This is a genomic window from Kitasatospora sp. CB01950 (genome assembly GCF_001905465.1).
Lineage (GTDB): Bacteria > Actinomycetota > Actinomycetes > Streptomycetales > Streptomycetaceae > Kitasatospora.
Window position 1 is genome coordinate 1 of sequence record NZ_LISX01000026.1, and the last position, 22,259, is coordinate 22,259.

Consider the following 22,259-nt stretch of genomic DNA (forward strand, 5'->3'; position numbering starts at 1 on the left):
GATCGAACAGATCGGCCGCGACCGTCACCGTGCCACGCACACCCGCCGGCGCACCCGCCGCGTCGAACGACTCACCCACCATCACGTCCAGATCGAACTTGGCCACCGGCCGCTCCAGCGGCAGCGGTTCGGCGGTGAGTCCGGGCAGGTCGAGGGACGGTTCGATGGCGTCGCGGCCGTAGGAGTCCCCGGTGATGCCTGCGGCGGTGTTCAGCTTGGTGAGGACGGTCTGGAACAGCGGGTGCCGGGCCAGCGAACGCGAAGGCGCCAACTCCTCCACCAGCCGCTCGAACGGCACGTCCTGGTGCGCGAACGCCGCAAGACCCGACTCCCGCACCCGCACCAACAACTCCGAGAACGTCGGATCACCCGACAGATCGGTCCGCAACACCAACGTGTTCACGAAACAACCCACCAGCTCGTCCAGCGCCTCATCCGTCCGACCCGCAACAGCCGAACCGATCGGAACATCCGTCCCCGCACCCAGCCGCGACAGCAGAACAGCCAACGCCGCCTGCAACACCATGAACACGGTCACACCCTCCGACCGCGCCAACTCCACCAACCGACCGTGCAGTTCGGCAGGCATCACAAACCCCGCCGTATGACCACGATGACTCGCCACCGCCGGACGCACACGATCGAACGGAAGCTCCAACTCCTCCGGCGAACCCGCCAACGCCCCACGCCAGTACTCGACCTGACGGGACATCACACTCGCCGAATCACCCTCCGCACCCAACAGCTCACGCTGCCACAGCGCGTAGTCGGCATACTGCACCGGCAACGCCGCCCACTGCGGCACCCGACCCGCCAGCCGAGCCGCGTACGCCACCGACACATCCCGCGCCAACGGCCCCATCGACCAACCGTCCGCAGCGACGTGATGCACCGTCAGAACAAGGACGTACTCATCCGCGCCGAGCTCCAGCAAGCGGCCCCGCACCGGAATCTCCGACGCCAGGTCGAACGCATACAGCACCGCCCGCTCGACGGCCGCCGACAGCTCCTCCGCCGACACCCGCTCGACCGGCAGCTCCCAGGCCAAATCCTCCACGCCCACGACCCGCTGGTAGGGCTCGCCATCGGCCACCTCGAAGACCGTCCGCAGCGCCTCATGACGCTCGATGACGTCGCGCAGTGCGGCGGCGAGCGCTTCCCGGTCCAGATCACCGGTCAGACGCAGCACCATCGGGCTGTTGTACGTCGCACTGGGTCCTTCGAGTTGGCCGAGGAACCACAGCCGGCGCTGCGCGAACGACAACGGCACCCGCTCCGGACGCGGACCGGCCGTCAGAGCAATGCGCGTGTCCTGGGACGCCTCGGCAAGCCGGGCCGCCAGACCCGCCACCGTCGGCGTCTCGAAGACGGCGGCGATCTCGATCTCGACGCCGAGCAGGGTCCGGACGCGGGCGGCGAGGCGGGTGGCGAGCAGGGAGTGGCCGCCGAGCTCGAAGAAGTCGTCGTCGACGCTGACGCTCTCCAGGCCGAGGACGTCGGCGAAGGCCGCGCAGAGGATCTCCTCCTGCGCGGTGGCGGGGGTGCGGCGGCCGGTGGTGGTGTATTCGGGTGCGGGCAGCTGTCGGCGGTCGATCTTGCCGTTCACGGTCAGCGGAAGCGCGTCCAGTACCACCACGGCCGACGGAACCATGTGGTCGGGCAGTCGCAGGGCGGCGAAGTCCCGGGCAGCGAAGGCCAGTTCGGGCTTGTCCTGGTTCTCTTCGCCAGCGGCGGGGACGAGGTAGGCGACGAGTCGGCGGTCGCCGGAGGCCTCCTCGTGGACCAGGACGGCGGCCTGGCCGATCCGGGGGTGAGCGGCCAGTGCGGCCTCGACCTCGCCGGGCTCTATCCGGAAGCCACGGATCTTGACCTGGTCGTCAGCGCGACCGGCGAAGTCGAGCTGCCCGTCGGAGGTCCAGCGGGCACGGTCGCCGCTGTAATACATGCGGGTGCCGTCGGCGGCGAAGGGGTCGGCGACGAAGCGCTGGGCGGAGAGTCCTGCCCGCCCGAGGTAGCCGCGGGCGACGCCGGCGCCCGCGATGTACAGGTCGCCGAGGATGCCCGGCGCCACGGGGGCCAGGGTCTCGTCCAGCACGTAGACCCGGACGTTGGGGTTGGGGCTGCCGATGTACGGCTGGTCGCCGATGCCCAGCGGGGTAGTCATGGTGGCGCAGACGGTCGCCTCGGTCGGGCCGTAGGCGTTGATCAGGCGGCGCCCGCCGGCCCAGCGTGCCGCCAGGTCGGCGCCGAGCGCCTCTCCGGCCGACACCAGGGTGGAGACCCCGCTCAGCTCGGCGGGGTCCAGGACGGCCAGGACGGCGGGCGGCAGGGTGGCGTGGGTGACGCCGTGGCGGGCGATCAGGTCGGTGAGCGCGGTGGAGGGCAGAAGTTCGGCGGCGGGGGCCACCACCAGGGCCGCCCCGGAGCAGAACGCCATCAGCAGTTCCCAGGTGGCGGCGTCGAAGCCGATCGACGCGAACTGCAGCACCCGGCTGTCCTGGTCGACGGCGCAGCGTTCCCGTTGTGCGGCGGCCAGGTTGACGGCGCCCGTGTGGGTCAGCATGACGGCCTTGGGCAGACCGGTGGAGCCGGAGGTGTAGATGACGTAGGCGAGGGAGTCGGGCTCGGGGCGGGTCTCGGGCGCGGTGGTGGGTGCGGCGGCGAGGGCCGCGCGCACCGGCGCGGAGTCGACGGCGACGGTCAGCAGCCGTCCGGTGGGCAGCTCGTCGAGGATGCCCTCCTCGCCGAGCAGGGCCACCGCCCGGCTGTCGGTGAGCAGGTGGCGGATCCGCTCGACGGGGTACCCGGGGTCGATCGGCAGGTACGCCGCACCGGCCTTCCAGACCGCGAGCAGGGACACCACCAGGTCGGCTCCGCGGTTCTGGCACACGGCGACGACCGTCTCGGGTCCGACGCCGCGGGCGGCCAGGTGGTGGGCGAGCCGGTTGGCGCGTTCGTCCAGCTCGGCGTAGGTCAGCCGGATTCCGTCGCCGAGGACGGCCGGTGCAGCGGGCCGGCCGTCGAGCCGGGCCGCGAACAGGTCGAGGGTCGTGGCCGGGGGGACGTCCAGCGCGGTGTCGTTCCACTCCACGAGTACCCGGTGGTGCTCGTCGTGGTCGAGCAGATCGACCCGGCCGACCTGCTGGGTGGGTTCCGCGTCCGTCAGCCAGGCCAGGACGCGGAGCAGCCGCCGGGCGACCTGCTGCGCCGGGGGCTGGTCGGGCACGGCGGGGTTGACGTCGACATCGAGCTGGACGCCGAAGTCGCCGCCGCGGTCGTAGAGGTCGACGCGGGTGTGGTCGATCGGTCCGGTGGAGAGGTTGTGGACGGCGGTGATGCGGCAGTCACCCAGGCTCTGCGGGTACGCGAACGCCATTGCGTTGACGTAGATCCCGCACAGCGGTTCGCCGTCGACCAGGTTCAGGTCGCGCAGGGTGTCCTCGTAGCGGTAGCGCTGGTGGCGCAGGCCTTCGCGGACGGTGCCGGAGATCTGTCGGAGCAGGTCGGCGAGCCGGGTGTCCGGTTCGATCCGCAGGCGCAGCGGCAGGTTGTTGGAGGTCATGCCGGGGACGGCGAGCTCGCGCCGTCCGGTGCGTCCGGCGACGGGGATGCCGACGACGATGTCGCGCTGTCCGGTGACGCGGTGCCGGTAGATGGCGGCGGCGCAGGTCAGTAGGCCGGTGAGGTTGGTACGCAGGCGCCGGGCGGTGGCCTTGAGGTCGGCGAGCCGGTCTGCGGTGAGGGTGGCGGTGTGGCGGTCGAGCCGCTCCGGCATCCGGTGCCCGCGGGCGGTGTGCGGGGTGCGGGCGGCGGCCGCTTCGAGGACCTGGGGGAGGTCGCCGAGTTCGCGCTGCCAGTGGCCGCGGTCGAGTTCGCGCTGCTCCGACTGCCGGTAGGCGCGGTCGGCGTCGAGCAGGACGGAGAGCGGTTCCAACGCGCTGTCGGCGGGGTCCTGGCCGGCCAACAGGGCATCGTGGATCCGGGCGACGCGGCCGACCAAGGCAGCGGCCGACAGGCCGTCGACGACCAGGTGGTGGTAGCCGGCGTACCAGAGGTGCAGGCGCGGGCCGAGGGTGAGCAGGGCGAAGGTGCAGAGCCGGTCCCCGGTGAGGTCGGTCGGGCGGGCGAGCGTCTCGCGCATCCAGTTCTCGGCCGCGGCGCGCGGGTCCGGCTCGGCGGTGAAGTCGAGGAAGCGGACCGGGTGTTCGGGCACGTCGTCGAGGTACTGCCGGGGAGTGCCGTCGTCGGTGCGCAGCCGCAGGCGCACAGTCTCGGCCTCGGCGATCAGCCGGCGCACTGCCTCGACGAAGAGGCCGGTGTCGAGCTCACCCTCGATCTGCAGGTACTCGGCGATGTTGTAGCCCGGGTTCTCCGGTGCGAGCTGCTGGGCGTGCCAGATGCCGAGTTGACCGGCCGTCAGGTCCCGGAGTTCACCTTCGAATGCAGCCATTCCTGCGCACACCTCAACGTTTCGACTCGCCGGGACCGCTCAAGGGAAGAGGGGCAGGCGTCGGCCGCCGGTCGGGCGTGCCGGTGTACGCCTGGCATCCAGGGGGTTGGTTCTCTGGTTCAGTAGTCGGCACCCCCGCGCCGCCGACGGCGGCCCGGGCCGTGTCGCGCGCGAGCCGCCCGTGGGCGGGCCGCACTACAGGGGCGGGCCGGACGGACATCGTCCATCCTCGGCAATTCGCCGCGTGCCGTACAACTGTGCGACCGAGGCGGTTGAACAGGGCCGCCCGGGCGTGGGGGTGCGTTCTTCGTCGGCCGGCCCCGGGCGGGCCGCCGGTCCTGCTGGTGGTGCTGGTCGTACTCCGGGTGCGGGTGGCGCCGCCCGCCGACAGCGTCGCCGGTCCGCGGGTGTGGGACCCCGCGGACCGGCGCGCCGCCGGATCAGCACCGCCAGGTCAGGCGGCGCCGACTCAACCGGTGGCGGCCTCCTGCTCGGCGGTGTGCACCCGCGCGTCCAGTTCCTGCGCGAACTCCAGCCAGGTTTCCGCGCACTGCCGCGCCAGGTCGATCACCAGTTCGCCGCAGTGCGCCGGTACGGCGGCAATCAGCTCGGACCACTCGCGGCTGTCCAGCGCGTTCCACTGGAGCAGGCGCAGCAGGTGCCGCCCCTCCTCCTTGTGTCGCAGCGAGGGATCGCGGACCAGCTTCACCAGCACGACGTTCGGGTCCGTCTGCACGAGCCGTATCCGGCGGGCGCCGTGCGGGCGGAGCCGCCGTTGGACCAGGTCGGGCCCGTTGCCGCCGGTGTCCGGTGCGGGCCGGTCGGCGGGTGCCGGTTCGGGGGTCGGCGGCTCACCGGCCGCCAGTCGGCGGCGGACGTCGCTGACCGTCGCCGGGGAGATGCCGGCCAGCCGGGCGACCTCGCGCAGCGAGGCCTCCGGGCGTTCCGCGAGCAGCTCCGCGGCCCGCCGCCGGCCGGCCGCGCTGTTGAGCGACCGCAGTTTGCCGTCGCGTCCCAACCGCGCCTGGATCTGCGGCTGTCCGGTGGTCTCGGCGAGCCGGCGGCGGATGCCCGCCACCGCTTTGGCGCCCAGTCCGGTGGACCTGGCGATGCCCCGGTCCGACAGGTGCGGGTGCGTGGTCATGATCCGTTCGGCTGCCGCGCGGCGGTCCGCCAGGGACAGCGGCAGACCGTGGGCGGTGTTCGCCTCCACCGCCCGCAGGAAGGCGTCCGCGCTGCTGCCGTCGAAGAACTCCACCGCGATGACCGACTGGCCCTTGGCTCTCGCGGCCAGCAGGCGGTGGGTGCCGTCGATCACCCGCATGGTGTTCCGGTCGACGAGAATCGGTGGCAGTGGCGCGTCCAGTTCGGCCAGTCGCGCCAGGTGCTCGTCGTCCATGCCCGAGGTTCTGGGCGACTCCCCCGGCGAGAGCCGGGAGACGGGAACCATCACCGACGAACTGGCTTCGGCCATGGTTCGTCTCAAAACAACCACCCCCGTAGTCGTGCGGTTCTTAGTGGGACGCGTGTGCGGCGGTCAACCGCGCTCGTGGTACCGAACTGTCGGAACGAGAACTGGTGTCACACTGGCGGAGGCCGCCGTCGTGTCACTCGGGCGTTCCGCTCGATCCGAAGCAGCCCCCTGTCATGTACCTCTCCGCCATCCTGCCCCAATGGTTGCTTTACTAACAGATCTGTCGCGGCGTCAGTCCGGTCGGCTCGATGGTCTCGGAACCGCGTTCCGAGGGATGGCGGGGTGAGGGGTCCGGTCCCGTCCGCACTCCCGGGCGCAGCCGGTTTCCGGATCGGGGGGCGGACCGGCCGCTGCCCCGGGGCTCGCGTGTCGAGCGAGCGCATCCGGTCGTCCAGCTCCTGCGCGAACTCCTGCCAGACCGCCGCGTACTGCCGGGCCAGGCCGGCCACCATGGCGCCGTGGTGGGGCGGCACGGCGGCGGTCAGTTCGCTCCGTTCCTGGGACCAGAGGGAGTTCTGGCGCAGCAGCCGCAGCAGCAGCCGCCCTTCCTCCTTGAGGCGCAGCGAGGGGTCACGGACCAGTTTCTCCAGCAGCTCCGCCGGGTCCGACCTGACCAGGCGGAACCGTCGGCCATGGGCCCCTTCTGCGACGGGCCTCTGGCCGGCGGGCCGGGGTCCGACCCCGGCCGGCGGGGACGGGAGCGGGCCCATGCCCTCCCGCAGGCGCTGGCGGACCTTGCTGGCCGTGCCCGGCGACACGCTCGCGGTGCGGGCCAGGTCCCGTACCGAGATCTCCGGGTTCTCCGCGACCAGTTCGGCGACCCTGAGCCGCCCGGCCGTCGCGTCCACCGGGCGCACCCGGCCGTCCCGGCCCACCCGGCTGTCCAAGTGCGCTCCCGCCGCAGTTGAACGCTTGCGGATGGCGGCGACCGCCTTGGCACCGAGGCCGGCGATCCGGGCGATCGCCCGATCGGACAGGGCCGGATGCGTGGTGAGGATCCGTTCGACCGCCGCCCGGCGGTCCGCCGGAGACAGCGGCAGGCCGTGCGCCACGTTGCGCTCGACGGCGCGCAGGAAGGCGTCGCCGCCGGGGCCGTCGTAGTAGGTGGCGGCGATGGTCTCCCGGCCCTGGAGGATCGCGGCCAGCAGGCGGTGGGTGCCGTCGATCACCCGCATCGTGCGGCGCTCGACGAGGATCGGGGGAAAGTGATCGTCGAGGTCGGCCAGCCGCATGACGTGCTCGACGTCATGGCCTCCGGATCGCACCGGTTCTCCGGGCAGCAGGCCCGCGATCGGTAACAGCACCACCTCGCAGGCCGGTAACCCGTCGGTACCCGGGGTCTGCCCCGCGACAGGGTCGGACGCGTTCGCTCTCAGCACACCATCGAGCCGGTTCACTTGTGCTCCCCCCGAATGCGAATGGGATTCCGCCGCTCACGGAGGCATGCCGGTGCGCCGGAGCCACTGGTCCGTCATGCGCCCGCGAGGGCGCCCAGGGGCCCCGACTGACACATCTCTCCCTACCGTTCCGTCAGCCGCGCAATGACATGGTCACTCTTTGTGGCGGAAGTGTCGAGAACTGATCGCGAATCGTCACTGCCGCATGCGGGGAGCCGCGGCGCGAGGGGGCGGCCAGGGAGGCAATCTCCCATATCACACTACGTTTCAGCACCGACGCAGTACGGATCAGTAACTTCGTACACCGCCCAGGGGGGGCGGGCGCTCGCGCTCCACCGACCTGCGCGGCCACTCGTCTTGATCACCGGCTCGGTCCAGTGCCATCGTGGACGGGCGCGGCCGGACCGTGCCGGCGGGCCGCCTCCCCCAGATCCCTTCCGATCAGGAGACCCCACGCCATGCCCCAGGTGAGCACCAACGGGATCCGCCTCTCCTACCAGCGCTCGGGCACGGGCGACCCCGTCCTGTTCATCATGGGTTCGGGCGCCGCGGGACGGGTCTGGACGATGCATCAGACTCCGGCCGTCGTCCGGGCCGGCTACCAGGCGATCGTCTTCGACAACCGGGGCGTCGGCGATTCGGACGCACCTCCCGGCAAGTACGCGCTGACCGACATGGTGGCCGACACCAAGGGGCTGATCGAGGCGCTGGGGATCGGCCCGTGCCGGATCGTCGGATACTCGCTGGGCGCGATGATCGCCCAGGAACTCGCCATCACCGAGCCCGCTCTGGTGCGGTCGGCGGTCCTGTTGGCGGCCCGGGCTCGGTCCGACCGGATGCGCCGGGCGATGGACGTGGGCGACCAGTTGCTGCGGGAGAGCGGCATCCGGCTGCCACCCAAGTACGAGGCGGTCCGCACCGTGCTGGAGATGCTCTCCCCCGCCTCGCTGAACGACGACGACACGGTCCACTCCTGGCTGGAGATCCTCGAACTGACCGGCAACGGCCGGAACACCGCCGAGGGCCAGTCCTGGGCCTCGCGCGGCGGCGACCGGCGCGGGGCGCTGCGCGGGGTGACCGTGCCCTGCCGGGTGATCGCGTTCCGCGACGACCTGATCTGCCCGCCGCACCTGGTCGCGGAGGTGTCCGACGCCATCCCCGACTGCGACTTCGTCGAGATCCCGGCCGCCGGGCACCTCGGCCACCTGGAGCAGCCGGATGCGGTCAACGAGGCGATCGTCGAGTTCCTCCGCAAGTACTGAGCACACGCGTCGACGGCACGTGCGCTCAAGCACGTGCCGTCGGCGGGAGGGCGGCGGGCGGCAGCCGCCGGCGAGGTCAGCCGCGCGCCGCCTGGGCCTGGGACCTGACGAAGCACGCCAATCGCTCGGCGCCGTCGGCGATCTCCTGGTGCGTCAGGTAACTGACGGATAGTCGGATCGCGTGCTCGCCGCCGCCGTCCGGATAGAAGTAGGACATCGGCGTCCAGATGACGCCGAACTCCTCGGCCGAGCGGATCAGGGCCGCGTTGTCGGCCCGGAACGGCACGGTGAGGCTGAGGAAGAAGCCGCCGCTGGGTTCGTTCCAGCGCACGCCGAGGGCCTCCCGCTCGGCCCTGGGGAACTGCCGAGCGAGTTCCTCCAGGGTGACCCGCATCGCGTCGCCGTAGTAGGCGGCGGTCGCGGTGTTCAGCTCCGAGGTCCGGCCGTCGACCGCGAGCAGCATGCCGGCCACCACCGCCTGGCTGACCGCCGAGGTGTTCACCGTGACCATGCTCTTGATCTTGGTGAGTTCGTCGGCCAGCAGGCCGGTGCGGCCGTCGGCGTCCACCACCGGCTGGTCGGCCACCACGTAGCCGACCCGGGCCCCGGGGAAGAGCGTCTTGGAGAGCGAACCCAGCTGCACCACCCGCCGGTGGCGGTCCAGCGACTTCAGCGACGGCACCTGCTGCCCGGGGCTGACCATCCGGTACGGGCTGTCCTCCAGGATCAGGATGTCCTGACGCCGCGCCAGGTCGAGCAGGTCGAGCCGGGCCTTCAGCGGCATCGTGGTGCCCGAGGGGTTGGAGTGGTCGGGGATCACGTAGAACGCCCGGGGACGGCGGCCCCGGGCCCGCTCGGCCTCGATGGCCGCCTCCAGGTCGGCGCAGTCGAAGCCGGACTCGCGTTCGGGCACGGCGACCGGTGCGACGTCCAGCAGCCGGGCCGCGCCGGTGATCCCCACGTAGCAGGGGCTGGAGACCAGCAGGACGTCCTCGGGGCCGGCGATCAGCGCCCGCACCGCCAGGAACATCGCCTCCTGGCAGCCCACCGTGACCACGACCGACTCGGGTGCGACGTCGACGTTCTCGTCCTTGCGCAGCGAGTCCGCGATCAGCTCGCGGATCTGACCGCTGGTCGGGCCGTACTGGAAGAGCGCGGAGCGCACCTGGGCGGGCGAGGCGCCCTGCTCCTGCAGGTGGTCCAGGTAGCGGCGCAGGTGGGTGAAGATCTGCTCGGTGTCGAAGAAGCCGTCGTACGGGCGCCCGGGAGCGAAGGAGACCGCCTGCGGGTAGCGGCTGGTGACCTCGTTGAGGAAGTTCATGGTGTCCAGCACCGGGTCGCTGACGCTGCCGTGCAGATCGCCTTTGCGCAGCGTGTCCGGCAGCCCGGCCGGGGCCGGGCCCGGCTCTGTCGTGGGGGATCCGCCGTCGACCAGGCCGCGGCCCGCCCCGGCGGTCGACGGCGTTCCGGTGAGCGCCATGACCTCGACCAACTCCTCGGTGATCAGTTCGAGTACGTGGGCGGCGCCCTGTTCGCCGGCCACCGCGAGACCGTCCAGGACCGGCCGGCCGAGCAGCACGGCGTCCGCACCGAGCGCCAGGGCGGCCAGGACGTCGCTGCCGCGGCGGACGCCGCCGTCGATCAGCACCGGGCAGGCGCCGGCGACGGCCGCCACCACCTCGGGCAGCACGTCGAGGGTGGCCGGGGCGCCGTCGAGTTGGCGGCCGCCGTGGTTGGACACCACGATGCCGTCGACGCCCGCCCGGCAGGCCAGCCTCGCGTCGGCCGCCCCGAGGATCCCCTTGACCAGCACCGGGAGCGGGCTGATCCCGCGCAGCCACTCGACGACCGACCAGTCGAGCGCCAGGTCGAACTCGGTGAGCGCGTGCGCGCCCGGCGAGGCGTAGTCCCCGCCGGGAAGGTTGGCCGGCTCCAGGCCGGCCGGCAGTCGGAAGCCGTTGCGCAGGTCACGCAGTCGTCGGCCGAGCCGGGGCGCGTCGACGGTGAGCACCAGCGCCTCGAAACCGGCCCGCTCGGCCCGCTCCACCAGCTGCCGGGTGACCTCCCGGTCGCGGAAGCAGTAGACCTGGAGCCAGAGCGGCGCCGCGGCGGCCGCGGCGATCGACTCGAAGGTCCGGCCGGCGAAGGTGCTCACCACCAGCGGGACGCCGGCCCGCCCGGCGGCCCGCGCCGTGGCCACCTCGCCCTCCGGGTCGACCAGGGTGTGGTAGGCCATGGGCGCCACCCCGATCGGCGCCGACCACGCGCGGCCGAGCAGCTTCACCCCGGGATCGGGCGGCCCACCACCGGTCAGCACCCGCGGGCGCAGCCGGACCCGGTCGAAGGCCGCCAGGTTGGCCGCCAGCGTGCGCTCCTGGCCGGCCCCGCCCGCGATGAAGTCCCAACTTCCCTGCTCCAGGCGGGTTTCGGCCGCGGCCCGGTAGTCGGCCAGGGTGAGCAGGGGTGCCGGGGCCGGTTGGCCCGCACTCATCCGGCGATCAGCCGATCGCGCTCCACCGCTTCGTACAGGGCGCGGATGTTGGCGCTGCCGAAGCCGCGTGAGCCGTTGCGCTGGATGAGCTCGAAGAAAAGCGTGTTGCGCGGGTAGGGCGAGCGGGTGAACAGCTGCAGCAGGTCACCCCACTCGTCGCGGTCGGCGAGCACCCGGGCGTCGCGCAGCGCCTCGATCTCCGTCTGGAGGCCGGGCAGCCGCTCCCCGAGCGCGTCGTAGTAGCTGTCGGGGGTGTCCAGGAACGTCACGCCCCGCTCGCGGAGCTCGTGCACGGCGGGGACGATCCGGTCGGTCAGGAAGGCCAGGTGCTGCACGCCCTCACCGCCGTTGCGGTCCAGGAACGCGTCCAACTGGCCGGGGTCGAGCGCCGGGTCCGGCGCCACCAGGGTGAGGATGACGCCGCCCGATGCGCTGCGCACCACGATGGAGTCCATCGCCTGGCCGCCGACCGCGACGTACTCCGAGGAGTAGCGGGACAGCCCGAAGGCGTCGCGGTAGAAGTCGGCGTACCGCTCCAGCGCGCCGCCCTCCAGGCAGACCGCGACGTGGTCCAGGTCGGTGATCCGGCCGGCCGCCGCCGGGGCGGCGGCCGAGTTCGGGACCCAAGTCCGGTCCTCGGGCAGGGCGTTCGTCGCGGCTCCGCCCGGCAGCAGGGTGTGCGTGACGTCCCCGAACCCGGAGACGACCGGCCGGCCGGAGGGGCCGTGGGTCACCGTGGCGCCCGCGGCGGCTGCCGCCGCCGCGGTCTGCGCCACGTCGTCGCAGGTCAGCGCGATGTCGGCGATGCCGTCACCGTGCTGTTCCAGAAACCGCACCACCCCTCGCCCGGAGGTGACCACCAGGCGGACCCGCCCCTGCTGGAGCAGCACCGAGCTGCGCTCCGCCTCCACCGAGTCGGCCACCCTGGTGAACCCCATGGCGGAGACCAGGTGGTTGACCGCCGATACCTTGTCCCTTGTGTACAGCTCGACGTAGCCGATGTCGTGCACGGCCATGGAAGTTCCTCCTGCGGAAGCCGGGAGCGGAATTCGTCGGTCTCGCCTGGGGCCGCGGTCGAACCGGGCCTGCTACCAGCGCCACTCCTGCTGCTTGAAGAGGTGGCCGGCCGGGATGTCGCGTTCCTTGCACCAGTCCAGGAACTGCTCGATCTGCTTGATCTGGTACGTGTCCGGCGTGTAGGTGGTGGCCATCACGTGGCCGAGCCAGTCCTCCTCGCCCATGGCGTAGATGTACGCCTCCTTGGCGCCCAGCTCGACCATGATGGCGGCGGCCTGCTCCGCGTTGGAGCCGGACAGCTTGCGGGAGTTGCTCATCTTCTTGGTGACCGGGATGGTCAGCAGTGCCTGGTACAGCCAGGTCAGCGGGGCGCCGTCGCACTCCATGCCGAGGAAGGCGAGGTCGGCGGTGCCCAGGTCGCCCTTGATGTAGCGGTAGAGCTTGGGATCGATGCCGGAGGAGTCGGCACCGATGAAGATCTTCTTGCCGGCCAGCTCGGCCCAGTAGGTCGACTTGGCGCGGATGTCCAGGTCGCAGTGCTCGCCGAGGAACGGCGTGGCGGTGACCTTGCCGCCGGGGAACTCGACCTCGTCGAAGTCGTCGACCTCCACCACGTCGAAGCCCTGGTGCCGGAGCATCAGCGCGATCGACGGGTCCGCCAGGTTGCCGCGGGAGTAGCGCGGGCAGACGATCCGCCCGACCCGGCCGCGCAGCTGCAGCAGGGTCTCCATCACGATGTGGTCCTGGTGGCCGTGGGTGATCAGCACCAGGTCGATCCAGTCCGGCAGGTCGTCCAGGGTGTAGCGGTCACCGGCGTCGCTGTCCGCGCTGATGAACGGGTCGGTGACGATCGCGGCCTCCGGCGTCTGGAGGACCAGACAGGCGTGGCCGAAATAGCGGATCCGGCCGCCGGACTCGATGTGGCGGTCCTCGTTCAGGCTCGGGGTCTCGCTCAGCAGGGTGCGCAGGAACGCCGTCTGCTCGTCGTCCAGTTCCAGCGCCTCGCGCAGGTGGGCCAGGGTGGTCGGTTTGACGCGGGCCTTGAAGAGCTCCGTCAGACCGGGGTGGCGGAACGGGATGTCCAGTTCCAGCACGTCGTCGGAGGGCAGGCGCGGGGTGCTCAGGATGAACGGGCGCTCGATGCCGGTCTCGAAGGAGAGCTGCACCGACTGGCGCGCCTCCTGGTAGTACGGGCTGCGGTAGAGCACCGGCTCCATGAAGCGCAGCTGCGCCTGGTTGTCGGTGTCGTAGGCGAGCTCGACCAGACCGCCCAGCTCGTCCGGAAGCTTCGGGTAGAGCGGGGTCAGGTCGAAGCCGGTGGCGTTGGCGCGCAGCAGTTCCTGGCCGGTCGCGATCGCCTCGGCGAAGCGCAGCATGTCCGCGCGGTCGCGCTTGATCGTGGCGAGCAGTTCGCGCACCTCCTCGGCGCGCTCCTGCGGGATGTTGATGAAGTAACCGCCGCGCAGCTCGGGGTTGTTGCTCGCCGCGACGTGCACCTGTGGCGACTGCAGGTAGGACTCGAGCAGCGGAACGTGCAGGAACGCCAGGTTCATCGCCGCCTGTACCGGAGCCATGGTGTGCGGCTGCGCCACGAACCGGTCTACCAGCGGCTCAATAATGACCTTGGACCGCAGGAACAACAGCTCATCTGCCATCTGCGCGTCTCCTTCCAGGGAAAAACGACACCATCAACCGGATCGACGATTCACGTGCACCGACTCGACCGGCGCGGAGCACGGCCACGGAGTCGGCAGTGGGAAATAGGGCAGCGGAACCCGGCATGGGGCAGCGGTGAGGGAACGCACCTCACCGGACGGGGGCGCCGCACCAGCAGCATGGCCCGGCTCGCGCCACCGATCAAGACCGGACCGCGCTGCGCGGCCCGGCGGAGTTCAACTGCCGCCGCGCGCCTGTTGAACACGCCGCCGGCGCCGCAGACCGGCGCGGAGCTCCACCGTAACTCCACTGACGGTGAAGGGATTTGACCGCGGTGGCGCCCGCCGGACGGCCGACTGGCCAATCCCGGCGGATATTGATCGGCGCGCGGGGCCGGTGCCATGGTGGGACCGCGGCTGCGCCGTCCCGCGGCTCGCACGGACGGGACCGGCCCCGCGGCAGTGGCACGCGCCGGCGGTCGCGCCGCGGCGCGATCACCGGGCACTCCAATCGGAAGTGACGTCCCGTCACCGGAGCAAAGGGCGTAATCCATGGCGATGATGGGCGGACCTGTCATAGGGCCCGGCGGGGCGCTCCGTTTCGACGACGACTCCATCACCCGCCAGCAGGTGAAGCCTGGCACCGCACGCCGGATCGTCCCCTACGTCCTGGCATACCGGGGGCCGGTGGCGCTGCTGCTGATGACCACGGTGGTCGACGCCGTCGCCACCGCCGCCAGCCCGCTGATCCTCAAGCTGATCATCGACGACGGCATCGTGCCCCGGCACACCGGGACGGTGGTGTGGCTCTGCCTGCTGGTCGCCGCGCTGGCGCTGGTCGGCGCGGGGGCGCAGTACCTGCAGTCCTGGACGTCCGGGCGGATCGGCGAGGGGCTGGTCTACGACCTGCGGACCAAGGTGTTCGCGCACGTGCAGCAGCAGCCGCTGGCCTTCTTCACCCGGGCTCAGACCGGATCGCTGGTCAGCCGGCTGAACGCCGACGTGATCGGCGCCCGACAGGCCGTCACCTCGCTGCTCTCGCAGTCGGTCTCCACCGTCCTGACCCTGGTCCTGGTGCTCGCCTCGATGTTCTACCTGTCCTGGCAGATCACCGTCGCCGCCCTGCTGATGATCCCGTTCTTCCTGCTGCCGGTGCGTCTGATCGGGCGGCGGCTGCAACGGATCACCCGGGAGACCATGCAGTTGGACGCCGAGATGAGCTCCATGATGAACGAGCGGTTCAACGTCTCGGGCGCCCTGCTCTCCAAGCTCTACGGCCGGGCCGACAACGAGGTGGACCTGTTCGCCCGCCGGGCCGGCCGGGTCCGGGACGTGGCCATCGGCGGCGTGGTCTACGGGCGGCTGCTCGCCGTCATCGTGACGGTGCTGACCACCTTCACCACCGCGCTGGTCTACGGCCTCGGCGGGGTCCTCACCATTCACGGCACGCTCGAACTCGGGTCGCTGGTGGCCATGGTGACCCTGCTGCTGCGGCTCTACGGCCCGGTCAACCAGCTGACGTCCATGCAGGTCACCGCGATGACCGCACTGGTCAGCTTCGACCGGGTGTTCGAGCTGCTCGACCTGAAGCCGCTGATCGCCGAACTGCCCGGTGCGCGCGAGCTGCCCGTCACCCGCCCCGGCGATGCCGGGCCGGCGCCCGACGTCGAGTTCGACCGGGTCGACTTCCGCTACCCGAGCGCCGACGAGGTGTCGCTCGCCTCGCTGGAGGCCCTCGGCCTGCGCCGACCCGAGCGCGCCGACGACTCCTGGACCTTGGAGCAACTGAGCTTCCGCGTACCGGCCGGGAAGCTGACCGCCCTGGTCGGCCCCTCGGGCGCCGGAAAGACCACGATCACCCAGCTGGTGCCGCGCCTGTACGACCCGAACGGCGGAACCGTGCGGATCGGCGGCCAGGACGTCCGGGAACTGACCCTCCAGTCGCTGCGCGACACCGTCGGCGTGGTCACCCAGGACGCCCACCTGTTCCACGACACCCTGCGGGCCAACCTCGACTACGCCCGTCCCGGCGCGAGCGAGGAGGAACTGATCGAGGCCTGCCGGGCGGCGCTGATCTGGGACACCGTCAGCGCGCTGCCCAACGGCCTGGACACCGTGGTCGGCGATCGCGGCTACCGCCTCTCCGGCGGCGAGAAGCAGCGGATCTCGCTGGCCCGGCTGCTGCTCAAGGCCCCTCCGATCGTGGTCCTCGACGAGGCCACCGCCCACCTGGACTCGGAGTCGGAGGCCGCCGTCCAGCGCGCCCTGCGCACCGCCCTGGCCGGCCGCACCGCGCTGGTGATCGCGCACCGGCTGTCCACCATCCGCGAGGCCGACCAGATCCTGGTCATCGAGGCCGGCCGGGTCTGCGAGAGCGGCACCCACGACGAACTGCTCGCCCTCGGCGGCCTCTACGCCGACCTCTACCACACCCAGTTCGCCCAGCAGGCCGACACCCCGTCGGACCTCAGCAGCGAACTCCACTGAGGGAGCGGAGAAGTCCCATGACCGAGCGGCCGAGCTGGAAGCCGCTGGAAGTCACACCCGGGAGCGCCGGCGTGCCGGCCGACGTCGAGGGCCTGGCCGCCCACCTCGGATCGCTCGACCCGGCCGCGCTGCTGGCCGATCACCGGGCGGTGCTGCTGCGGGGATTCGAGATCGGCGAGGAGTCCCTCGCCCGGGTGATGCCGCTGCTACTGCCCGAGCGGCTGGCGTACGTCCACGGCAACACCCCCCGGACCAAGGTCGGCGAGAACGTCTACACCTCGACCGAGTACCCGCCGGAGTACGCGATCTCGATGCACAGCGAGCTCTCCTACTCGCACGCCTGGCCGTCCCGGCTGCTCTTCCACTGCGTGCGGCCGGCCGCCGGGGGCGGTGCCACTCCCCTACTACCCAACGGCGCCTGGCTGGCGGCGCTCGACGGGCGGATCCGGGAGGCGTTCGACGGCGGCGTCTGCTACCGGCAGTACCTGCACGGCGGCCGGGGCTTCGGCAAGAGCTGGCAGGCGACCTTCGAGACGGACGACCGGGCCGAGGTCGAGAGACTGCTGACTGGCACCGGGACCGAGTGGGAGTGGACCGCGGGCAACGCGCTGCGGACCCGCCACCTGCGGCCGTCGACGATTCGCCACCCCGCCACCGGCGAGGAACTCTGGTTCAACCAGGCCGACCAGTGGCACCCCGCCACCCTGGGCGAGGACACCATGCGGGAACTCGCCGCGATCGTCCCGGCGGACGAGCTGCCGCAATCGGTGACCTTTGCCGACGGGTCCCCGATCCCCGACGAGTACGTGGTCGAGATCCGGGAGCGCGGCCTTTCGCTGGCCCGGGACGTCGACTGGCAGCGGGGCGACGTACTGCTCATCGACAACATCGCCCTCGCCCACGGGCGCAGGGCGTTCGCCGGCAGCCGCCGGGTTCTGGTCGCCATGTCCACCTGAGCCCTGCCGGTACGGCATGCCACTCGGCCATCGTCGGATCCACCACCGGACCGACCCGAAGGAGAGGATCTGATCAGGTGTCACCCACGGTCGACTGGACAGCGCTCGACGGCGAGCCGGTGACGACCCGGATCACCGGTCTCACCACCGTGTCCGAGGCGCGCGACTGGCTGACGGAGAACCTCCCGCAGCTGCTGGCGGCACTGCGGGAACACGGCGCGATCTACCTCCGGGGCCTGCCGGTGGCGAGCGTCGCGGACTTCGCGACGGTCCGCGACGTCCTCGTCCCCGAACGGACGCCCTACCGCGAGAAGGCCACCCCCCGCAGCCGGCTTGGCGACGACGTGTTCTCCTCCACCGACCTGCCGCCAGCCCAGCCGATCCGGATGCACAACGAGAACAGCTACACGCTGACCTTCCCCGGCCTGCTGCTGTTCGGCTGTCTGACCGCCCCCGCCGAAGGAGGCGCGACACCCGTCGCGGACTGCCGCAGGGTGCTCCGGGCGCTACCCGCGGACCTGGTCGCCCGGATGCGCGCCGTCGGATGGCAGCTGTCGCGCACCTACTCCCCGCTCATCTCCACCGACTGGCAGACCGCCTTCGCCACCGAGGACCCCGCGGAGGTGGAGCGCTACTGCCGGGAGAACCTCATCGGCCACGCCTGGCAGCCGGACGGCCTGCTGCGCACCGGCCAGGTCCGCCCGGGCATCGTCCGCCATCCGTCCACCGGCGCCGAAGTCTGGTTCAACCACCTGCTGTTCTGGAACGAGTGGGCACTCGACGAGGAACTGCGGGAAACCCTGATCGACGAGTTCGGCCCCGACGGACTGCCGTTCCGCACCCGGTTCGGCGACGGGACGCCACTGTCCGACGCGGAACTGCGGACCATCCAGGCGGCGTACGACGCCGCGACGGTCCGGCGGTCCTGGGAGCCGGGTGACGTGATGCTGGTCGACAACGTCCTCACCGCGCACGGCCGGGACCCGTTCCACGGCGAGCGCAAGGTCGTCGTCGCGATGGGCGCACCGGTGGCGCTCGCGGACTGCCAACCGACCGTCGAAGCGGCGCCCGTCGCCACCGCGCTGGTGTGAGGAGCCTGCCGTGACCACTCCCCCGACCCGGCCGACCGACCTGGTGGACCGCTTCCTGCACGCCGTCGGGACCGCCCCGGACCGGATCGCCGTCCGGGGCACCGACGATGTCCTCACTTTCGCCGAACTCGGCCGCCGCAGCGCCCGGTTGGCCGCAGAGCTGACCGCCCGCGGGATCGGCCCCGGCGACCTGGTCGGGGTCGGCCTGGCCCGGGGCACCCGGCTGGTGGTGTCGCTGCTGGCCGTCTGGCAGGCCGGCGCCGCGTACCTGCCGCTGGACCCCCAGTACCCGCTGGAGCGGCTGGAGTTCATGGCCGCCGACGCCGGCATCCAGCTGCTGCTGGGCGACCCCGACCACCCCCTGCGGACGCCGGGCCTCGCCGTACTCAACCCGGCGGCCGTACTCGACCGGTCCGACGTGAACGGCCGCTGTCCGGCACCGGCCCGTGCGGCGAACCCGCTCGACACCGCGTACGTGATCTACACCTCCGGTTCCACCGGCCGCCCCAAGGGGGTCCAGGTCGGCCGCGGCGCGGTCGCCGCCCTGGCGGCCGCCCTGGAGGCCGCGGGCGTCTGGGCCGAGCGGCCGCGCGTCGTCGGCTGGAACGCGAGCGTGTCCTTCGACGCGTCGGTCCAGCAGTGGATCCGGGTCTGCCGCGGCGACACCGTCGCCGTCCTCGACGAGGAGCAGCGCAGGGATCCCGGCCGCTTCCTGGACGCCCTGGCATCCCACCGCGTCCAGGACCTCGACCTCACCCCGTCGCACTGGGACCTGGTCCGCGGCTGGGCGCTGGAGCCGGCCCCGGGCCGTCCGACGCCGCGGCTCCTCATGGGCGGTGAGCCGATCCCCCGGCGGACCTGGCAGGAGATCGACGGGGCCCGGGCCGACGGGGTGCTCGACGCGGTCAACGTCTACGGCGTGACCGAGTGCGCGGTGGACTCCGTCGCGGCCTGGATCGCCGGCGACGACCCGCACATCGGGGAACCCCTGCCCGGCACCCGGGCCCATCTGCTCCGCGACGACCTGACCCCGGTGGTCGGGCCCGGCGAGGTCGGCGAACTGTACCTGGCCGGCCCCGGCGTGGCCCGCGGCTACGTGAACCGGCCCGGCCTGACGGCTCAGCGCTTCGTCGCCGACCCGTTCGCCGCCGACGGGAGCCGGCTGTACCGGACCGGGGACCTGGCCCGCCGGCGCGACAACGGCTCGCTGGACTTCGTCGGCCGGGTGGACCGGCAGGCGAAGATCCACGGCTATCGGATCGAACTCGGCGAGGTCGAGGCGGTGCTGGCCGCCCATCCGGCGGTCACCGCAGCGGTCCTGACGGTCCATCGGGACCCGGCGCTGGGCGACCGGCTGGTGGCCTACCACCAGGACGGGGACATCGCGCCGAGCAACGCCGAGCTGCGCGAGCACTGCGGGGCCGCGCTGCCGGAGTTCATGGTCCCCGCGGTCTTCGTCGCCGTCGACACCATCCCGCTGACCGTCAACGGCAAGGTCGACCTGACCGCGCTGCCCGCTCCGCACGCCGCGCCCGCACCCGGTGCGGTCGTCGAGCCGCACGGCGTGTTCGAGGAGCTGATCGCGCAGGTGTGGTCGGAAGTCCTCGGCCGCGACCGGATCAGCGCCGACGACAACTTCTTCGCCCTGGGCGGCCACTCGCTGGTCGCGCTGCGGGTGATCGGACGGCTCAAGCGGGAGCTCGGCGTGACCGTCCGGACCCGCGAGGTGTACCAGCACCCGAAGCTGCGCGACCTGGCCGCGTACGTCGAAGCCACCCTCGCCGCGGCGACCGACCGTCCCTGACCCGCTCTCCGTAAGGACCCTCCCATGGCCACCGCTCAGGACCTCATCGTGGTCCGCTCCCGCCGTACCGGCCGTCCCGCCCGCACCCTCGTCTGCCTCGGCTTCTGCGGCGGCGGGACCGGGCAGTACCACCAGTGGGGGGACGCCGTACCACCGGACGTCGACCTGGCGGCCGTCTGCTACCCCGGCCGCGAGGGCCGGTTCCTGGAGGACTTCGCCCAGAACTGGGACGAACTCGCCGACGACACCACCGAGGCCGTGCTCTCCACCGCCGACGGGCCCTATGTGCTGTTCGGACACAGCATGGGCGGCTGGATGGCGTTCGACGTCGCCGCCCGCATCGAGCGGCGCGGCGGGCCGGCGCCGGAGGCGCTCGTCGTCTCGTCCGCGAACGCCCCGAGCCGCGGGCTGACGATCCAGGACATGTTCCCCTCCCGGAAGGACAGTGACGAGCAGCTGCTCGGCTGGATGAACCGGCACGGAATGATGCCCGCACACGTCCTCGACGACCCGGAACTGCAGGAGCTGGCCGTCGAACTGATGCGGGCCGACATCAAGGTCCGGGACACCTTCCACTATGTGCCCGGCACCCGGGTCGGCGTTCCTCTGCACGTGCTGACCGGCGACAGCGACAGCGTGATCGACGCCGACGCCGGCGAGCAGTGGCGCGAGCTCACGCGCGGCACCTTCCGGCACGACGTCCTGCCCGGCGGCCACTTCTACACGCCGGAGGTCTGGGCCGCACTGCCCAGCCGCATCCCCGCCCTCTCCGGGGCCACCATCCGCTGACCCGCCCCGGCCGACCCCGAAGCCCGGACCACAGCGCCCCGACGGCCCCGCCGTTCGGGGCGCTGTGGTCCGGTGGCACACAAGCCCGGAGGCCGGTACCCGCAGTGCGGGTACCGGCCTCCGGTGCGCGGGCCGGCGGCTACCTGGCGGCCAGCCAGTCGGCCACCACGTCCCAGACCTCGGCCAGCGGGCCGGGCTGCCCCAGCTCGCCGTGGGTGCGGGCGAGGACGGGGGCGGCGATCGTGCCGGAGACGTAGGGCTGCCAGTTCTCCGGCCCGGGGTGGTCCTCCTCCCGGCCCTCGGCGGCGACGACCACCAGCAGGTCGCCGTCGAAGTGCCCGAACTCGTGCCGGTTGCGGAGCAGCGCGTTGTTCACGAACACCCGGGCGAACGCCGCGAGTTCCCCGTCCGAGACGGCCCCGAGGACGCCGCCGACCTGCTCCCGGGCCTCCTCAGTCTTCTCGGCGATCGCCCGGGCCTTCCAGTCCTCGAACGACTCCGCCCCAGGTGCGTCGGCCGTGTTCCGGGGCGCCTCCGGCCCGGACGGGTAGGAGTCCAGGACGACCAGGGCCGACACCTCCTCCCCGGCGGCCTGCAGCTGCACGGCCATCTCGTGGGCCACGTGGGCGCCCGAGGACCAGCCGAGCAGCTGGTACGGGCCGTGGGCCTGGACGGTGCGAATCTGCTCGACGTAGTCGGCCGCCATCTCGCGCAGCGTGGGCGCGAGTTCGGCGGTGCTGTCCAGGCCCCGGGCCTGTAGGCCGTAGATCGGGTGCCCTTCCGGAACGTACCCGGCCAGCGGCAGGTAGCACCAGCTCAGGCCGCTGCCGGGGTGGACGCAGAAGAACGCCGGTCCGTCGCCCTCCGTGCGGATCGGCAGCAGCGTGCCCAGTGAGTCCTGGATCGAGGACAGGCCGAGGTTGCGCAGCAGGCCGGCCACGGTCGGGGTGGCGATCACTTCTCGCACCGAGACCGAGATGCCGCGCTCGCGCAGCTTCCCGACCAGCGACATGGCCAGCATCGAGTGCCCGCCCAGGGCGAAGAAGTCGTCGTCCATCCCCACCGCGGGCAAGCCGAGCACCTCGGCGAAGACCTCGCGCGCGGTGGTGGCGAGGTGGCTGAGCGGTCCGCCGTCGGCGTTCGCACCGGCCGCGAAGTCCGGGGCCGGCAGGGCCTTGCGGTCGAGCTTGCCGTTGACGGTCAGCGGCAGCGCGTCGAGCACCACCACCGCCGCCGGCACCAGGTACTCGGGCAGCCAATCGCGAGTGAACTCCCGTATCTCGACGGCGAGTTCACTTCCTGCCCGGCCCTCGGCCGGCACCAGGTAGGCGACCAGGCGCTTGTCGCCCGGCACGTCCTCACGGACGACCACCGCCGCCTGCGCCA

13 protein-coding genes are annotated in these 22,259 nt (G+C 72.1%); 6 read left to right on the top strand and 7 right to left on the bottom strand.

What is annotated here, in order from left to right; translation table 11 throughout:
- The 3 genes from AMK19_RS33780 to AMK19_RS33790 all read right to left on the bottom strand — a co-directional run.
- Positions 1–4,450, bottom strand: a 4,450-nt coding sequence (locus AMK19_RS33780; protein ID WP_143200560.1) for a non-ribosomal peptide synthetase, incomplete at its 3' end; no start/stop codon positions are given.
- A gap of 469 nt (positions 4,451–4,919) precedes the next feature.
- The gene (locus tag AMK19_RS33785) at positions 4,920–5,849 is read right to left on the bottom strand and encodes a transcriptional regulator (protein WP_073819395.1); all 930 of its coding nucleotides are present in this window, start codon (positions 5,847–5,849) and stop codon (positions 4,920–4,922) included.
- A gap of 182 nt (positions 5,850–6,031) precedes the next feature.
- Positions 6,032–7,321 (bottom strand): transcriptional regulator, encoded by a 1,290-nt coding sequence (locus AMK19_RS33790; protein ID WP_198953536.1) that lies wholly within the window; start codon positions 7,319–7,321, stop codon positions 6,032–6,034.
- Between the two features lie 458 nt (positions 7,322–7,779).
- On the opposite strand from AMK19_RS33790, the gene AMK19_RS33795 reads away from it, so the two are divergent.
- Positions 7,780–8,583, top strand: coding sequence for an alpha/beta fold hydrolase (locus AMK19_RS33795; RefSeq protein WP_073819398.1), 804 nt, complete (start codon positions 7,780–7,782; stop codon positions 8,581–8,583).
- 76 nt (positions 8,584–8,659) lie between these two features.
- Here the strand turns inward: AMK19_RS33795 and AMK19_RS38395 are convergent, their stop codons facing one another.
- The 3 genes from AMK19_RS38395 to AMK19_RS33810 all read right to left on the bottom strand — a co-directional run bounded on the left by AMK19_RS38395 (position 8,660) and on the right by AMK19_RS33810 (position 13,746).
- Positions 8,660–11,074: an aminotransferase class I/II-fold pyridoxal phosphate-dependent enzyme gene (locus AMK19_RS38395; protein ID WP_073819400.1), complete on the bottom strand. Its 2,415-nt coding sequence runs from the start codon at positions 11,072–11,074 to the stop codon at positions 8,660–8,662.
- Positions 11,071–12,090: a 4-hydroxyphenylpyruvate dioxygenase gene (gene hppD, locus AMK19_RS33805; RefSeq protein ID WP_073819402.1), complete on the bottom strand. Its 1,020-nt coding sequence runs from the start codon at positions 12,088–12,090 to the stop codon at positions 11,071–11,073. Before hppD ends, AMK19_RS38395 begins: the two co-directional genes overlap by 4 nt.
- Before the next feature lie 72 nt (positions 12,091–12,162).
- The gene (locus tag AMK19_RS33810; RefSeq protein WP_073819404.1) at positions 12,163–13,746 is read right to left on the bottom strand and encodes an MBL fold metallo-hydrolase; all 1,584 of its coding nucleotides are present in this window, start codon (positions 13,744–13,746) and stop codon (positions 12,163–12,165) included.
- Positions 13,747–14,298: 552 nt separating this feature from the next.
- On the opposite strand from AMK19_RS33810, the gene AMK19_RS33815 reads away from it, so the two are divergent.
- From AMK19_RS33815 to AMK19_RS33835, 5 genes are all read left to right on the top strand, one after another.
- Positions 14,299–16,233 (top strand): ABC transporter transmembrane domain-containing protein, encoded by a 1,935-nt coding sequence (locus AMK19_RS33815; RefSeq protein ID WP_073819406.1) that lies wholly within the window; start codon positions 14,299–14,301, stop codon positions 16,231–16,233.
- Positions 16,234–16,250: 17 nt separating this feature from the next.
- Positions 16,251–17,189 (top strand): TauD/TfdA family dioxygenase, encoded by a 939-nt coding sequence (locus AMK19_RS33820; protein ID WP_073819408.1) that lies wholly within the window; start codon positions 16,251–16,253, stop codon positions 17,187–17,189.
- A 77-nt stretch (positions 17,190–17,266) separates the two neighbouring features.
- Positions 17,267–18,280, top strand: coding sequence for a TauD/TfdA family dioxygenase (locus AMK19_RS33825; RefSeq protein ID WP_073819410.1), 1,014 nt, complete (start codon positions 17,267–17,269; stop codon positions 18,278–18,280).
- Between the two features lie 10 nt (positions 18,281–18,290).
- Positions 18,291–20,084, top strand: a complete 1,794-nt coding sequence (locus tag AMK19_RS33830) for a non-ribosomal peptide synthetase (protein WP_073819411.1) — start codon at positions 18,291–18,293, stop codon at positions 20,082–20,084.
- A gap of 24 nt (positions 20,085–20,108) precedes the next feature.
- The gene (locus AMK19_RS33835) at positions 20,109–20,873 is read left to right on the top strand and encodes a thioesterase II family protein (RefSeq protein ID WP_073819414.1); all 765 of its coding nucleotides are present in this window, start codon (positions 20,109–20,111) and stop codon (positions 20,871–20,873) included.
- Between the two features lie 139 nt (positions 20,874–21,012).
- Here the strand turns inward: AMK19_RS33835 and AMK19_RS33840 are convergent.
- On the bottom strand, positions 21,013–22,259 hold a 1,247-nt coding region (locus tag AMK19_RS33840), incomplete at its 5' end, for an alpha/beta fold hydrolase (RefSeq protein ID WP_158071987.1).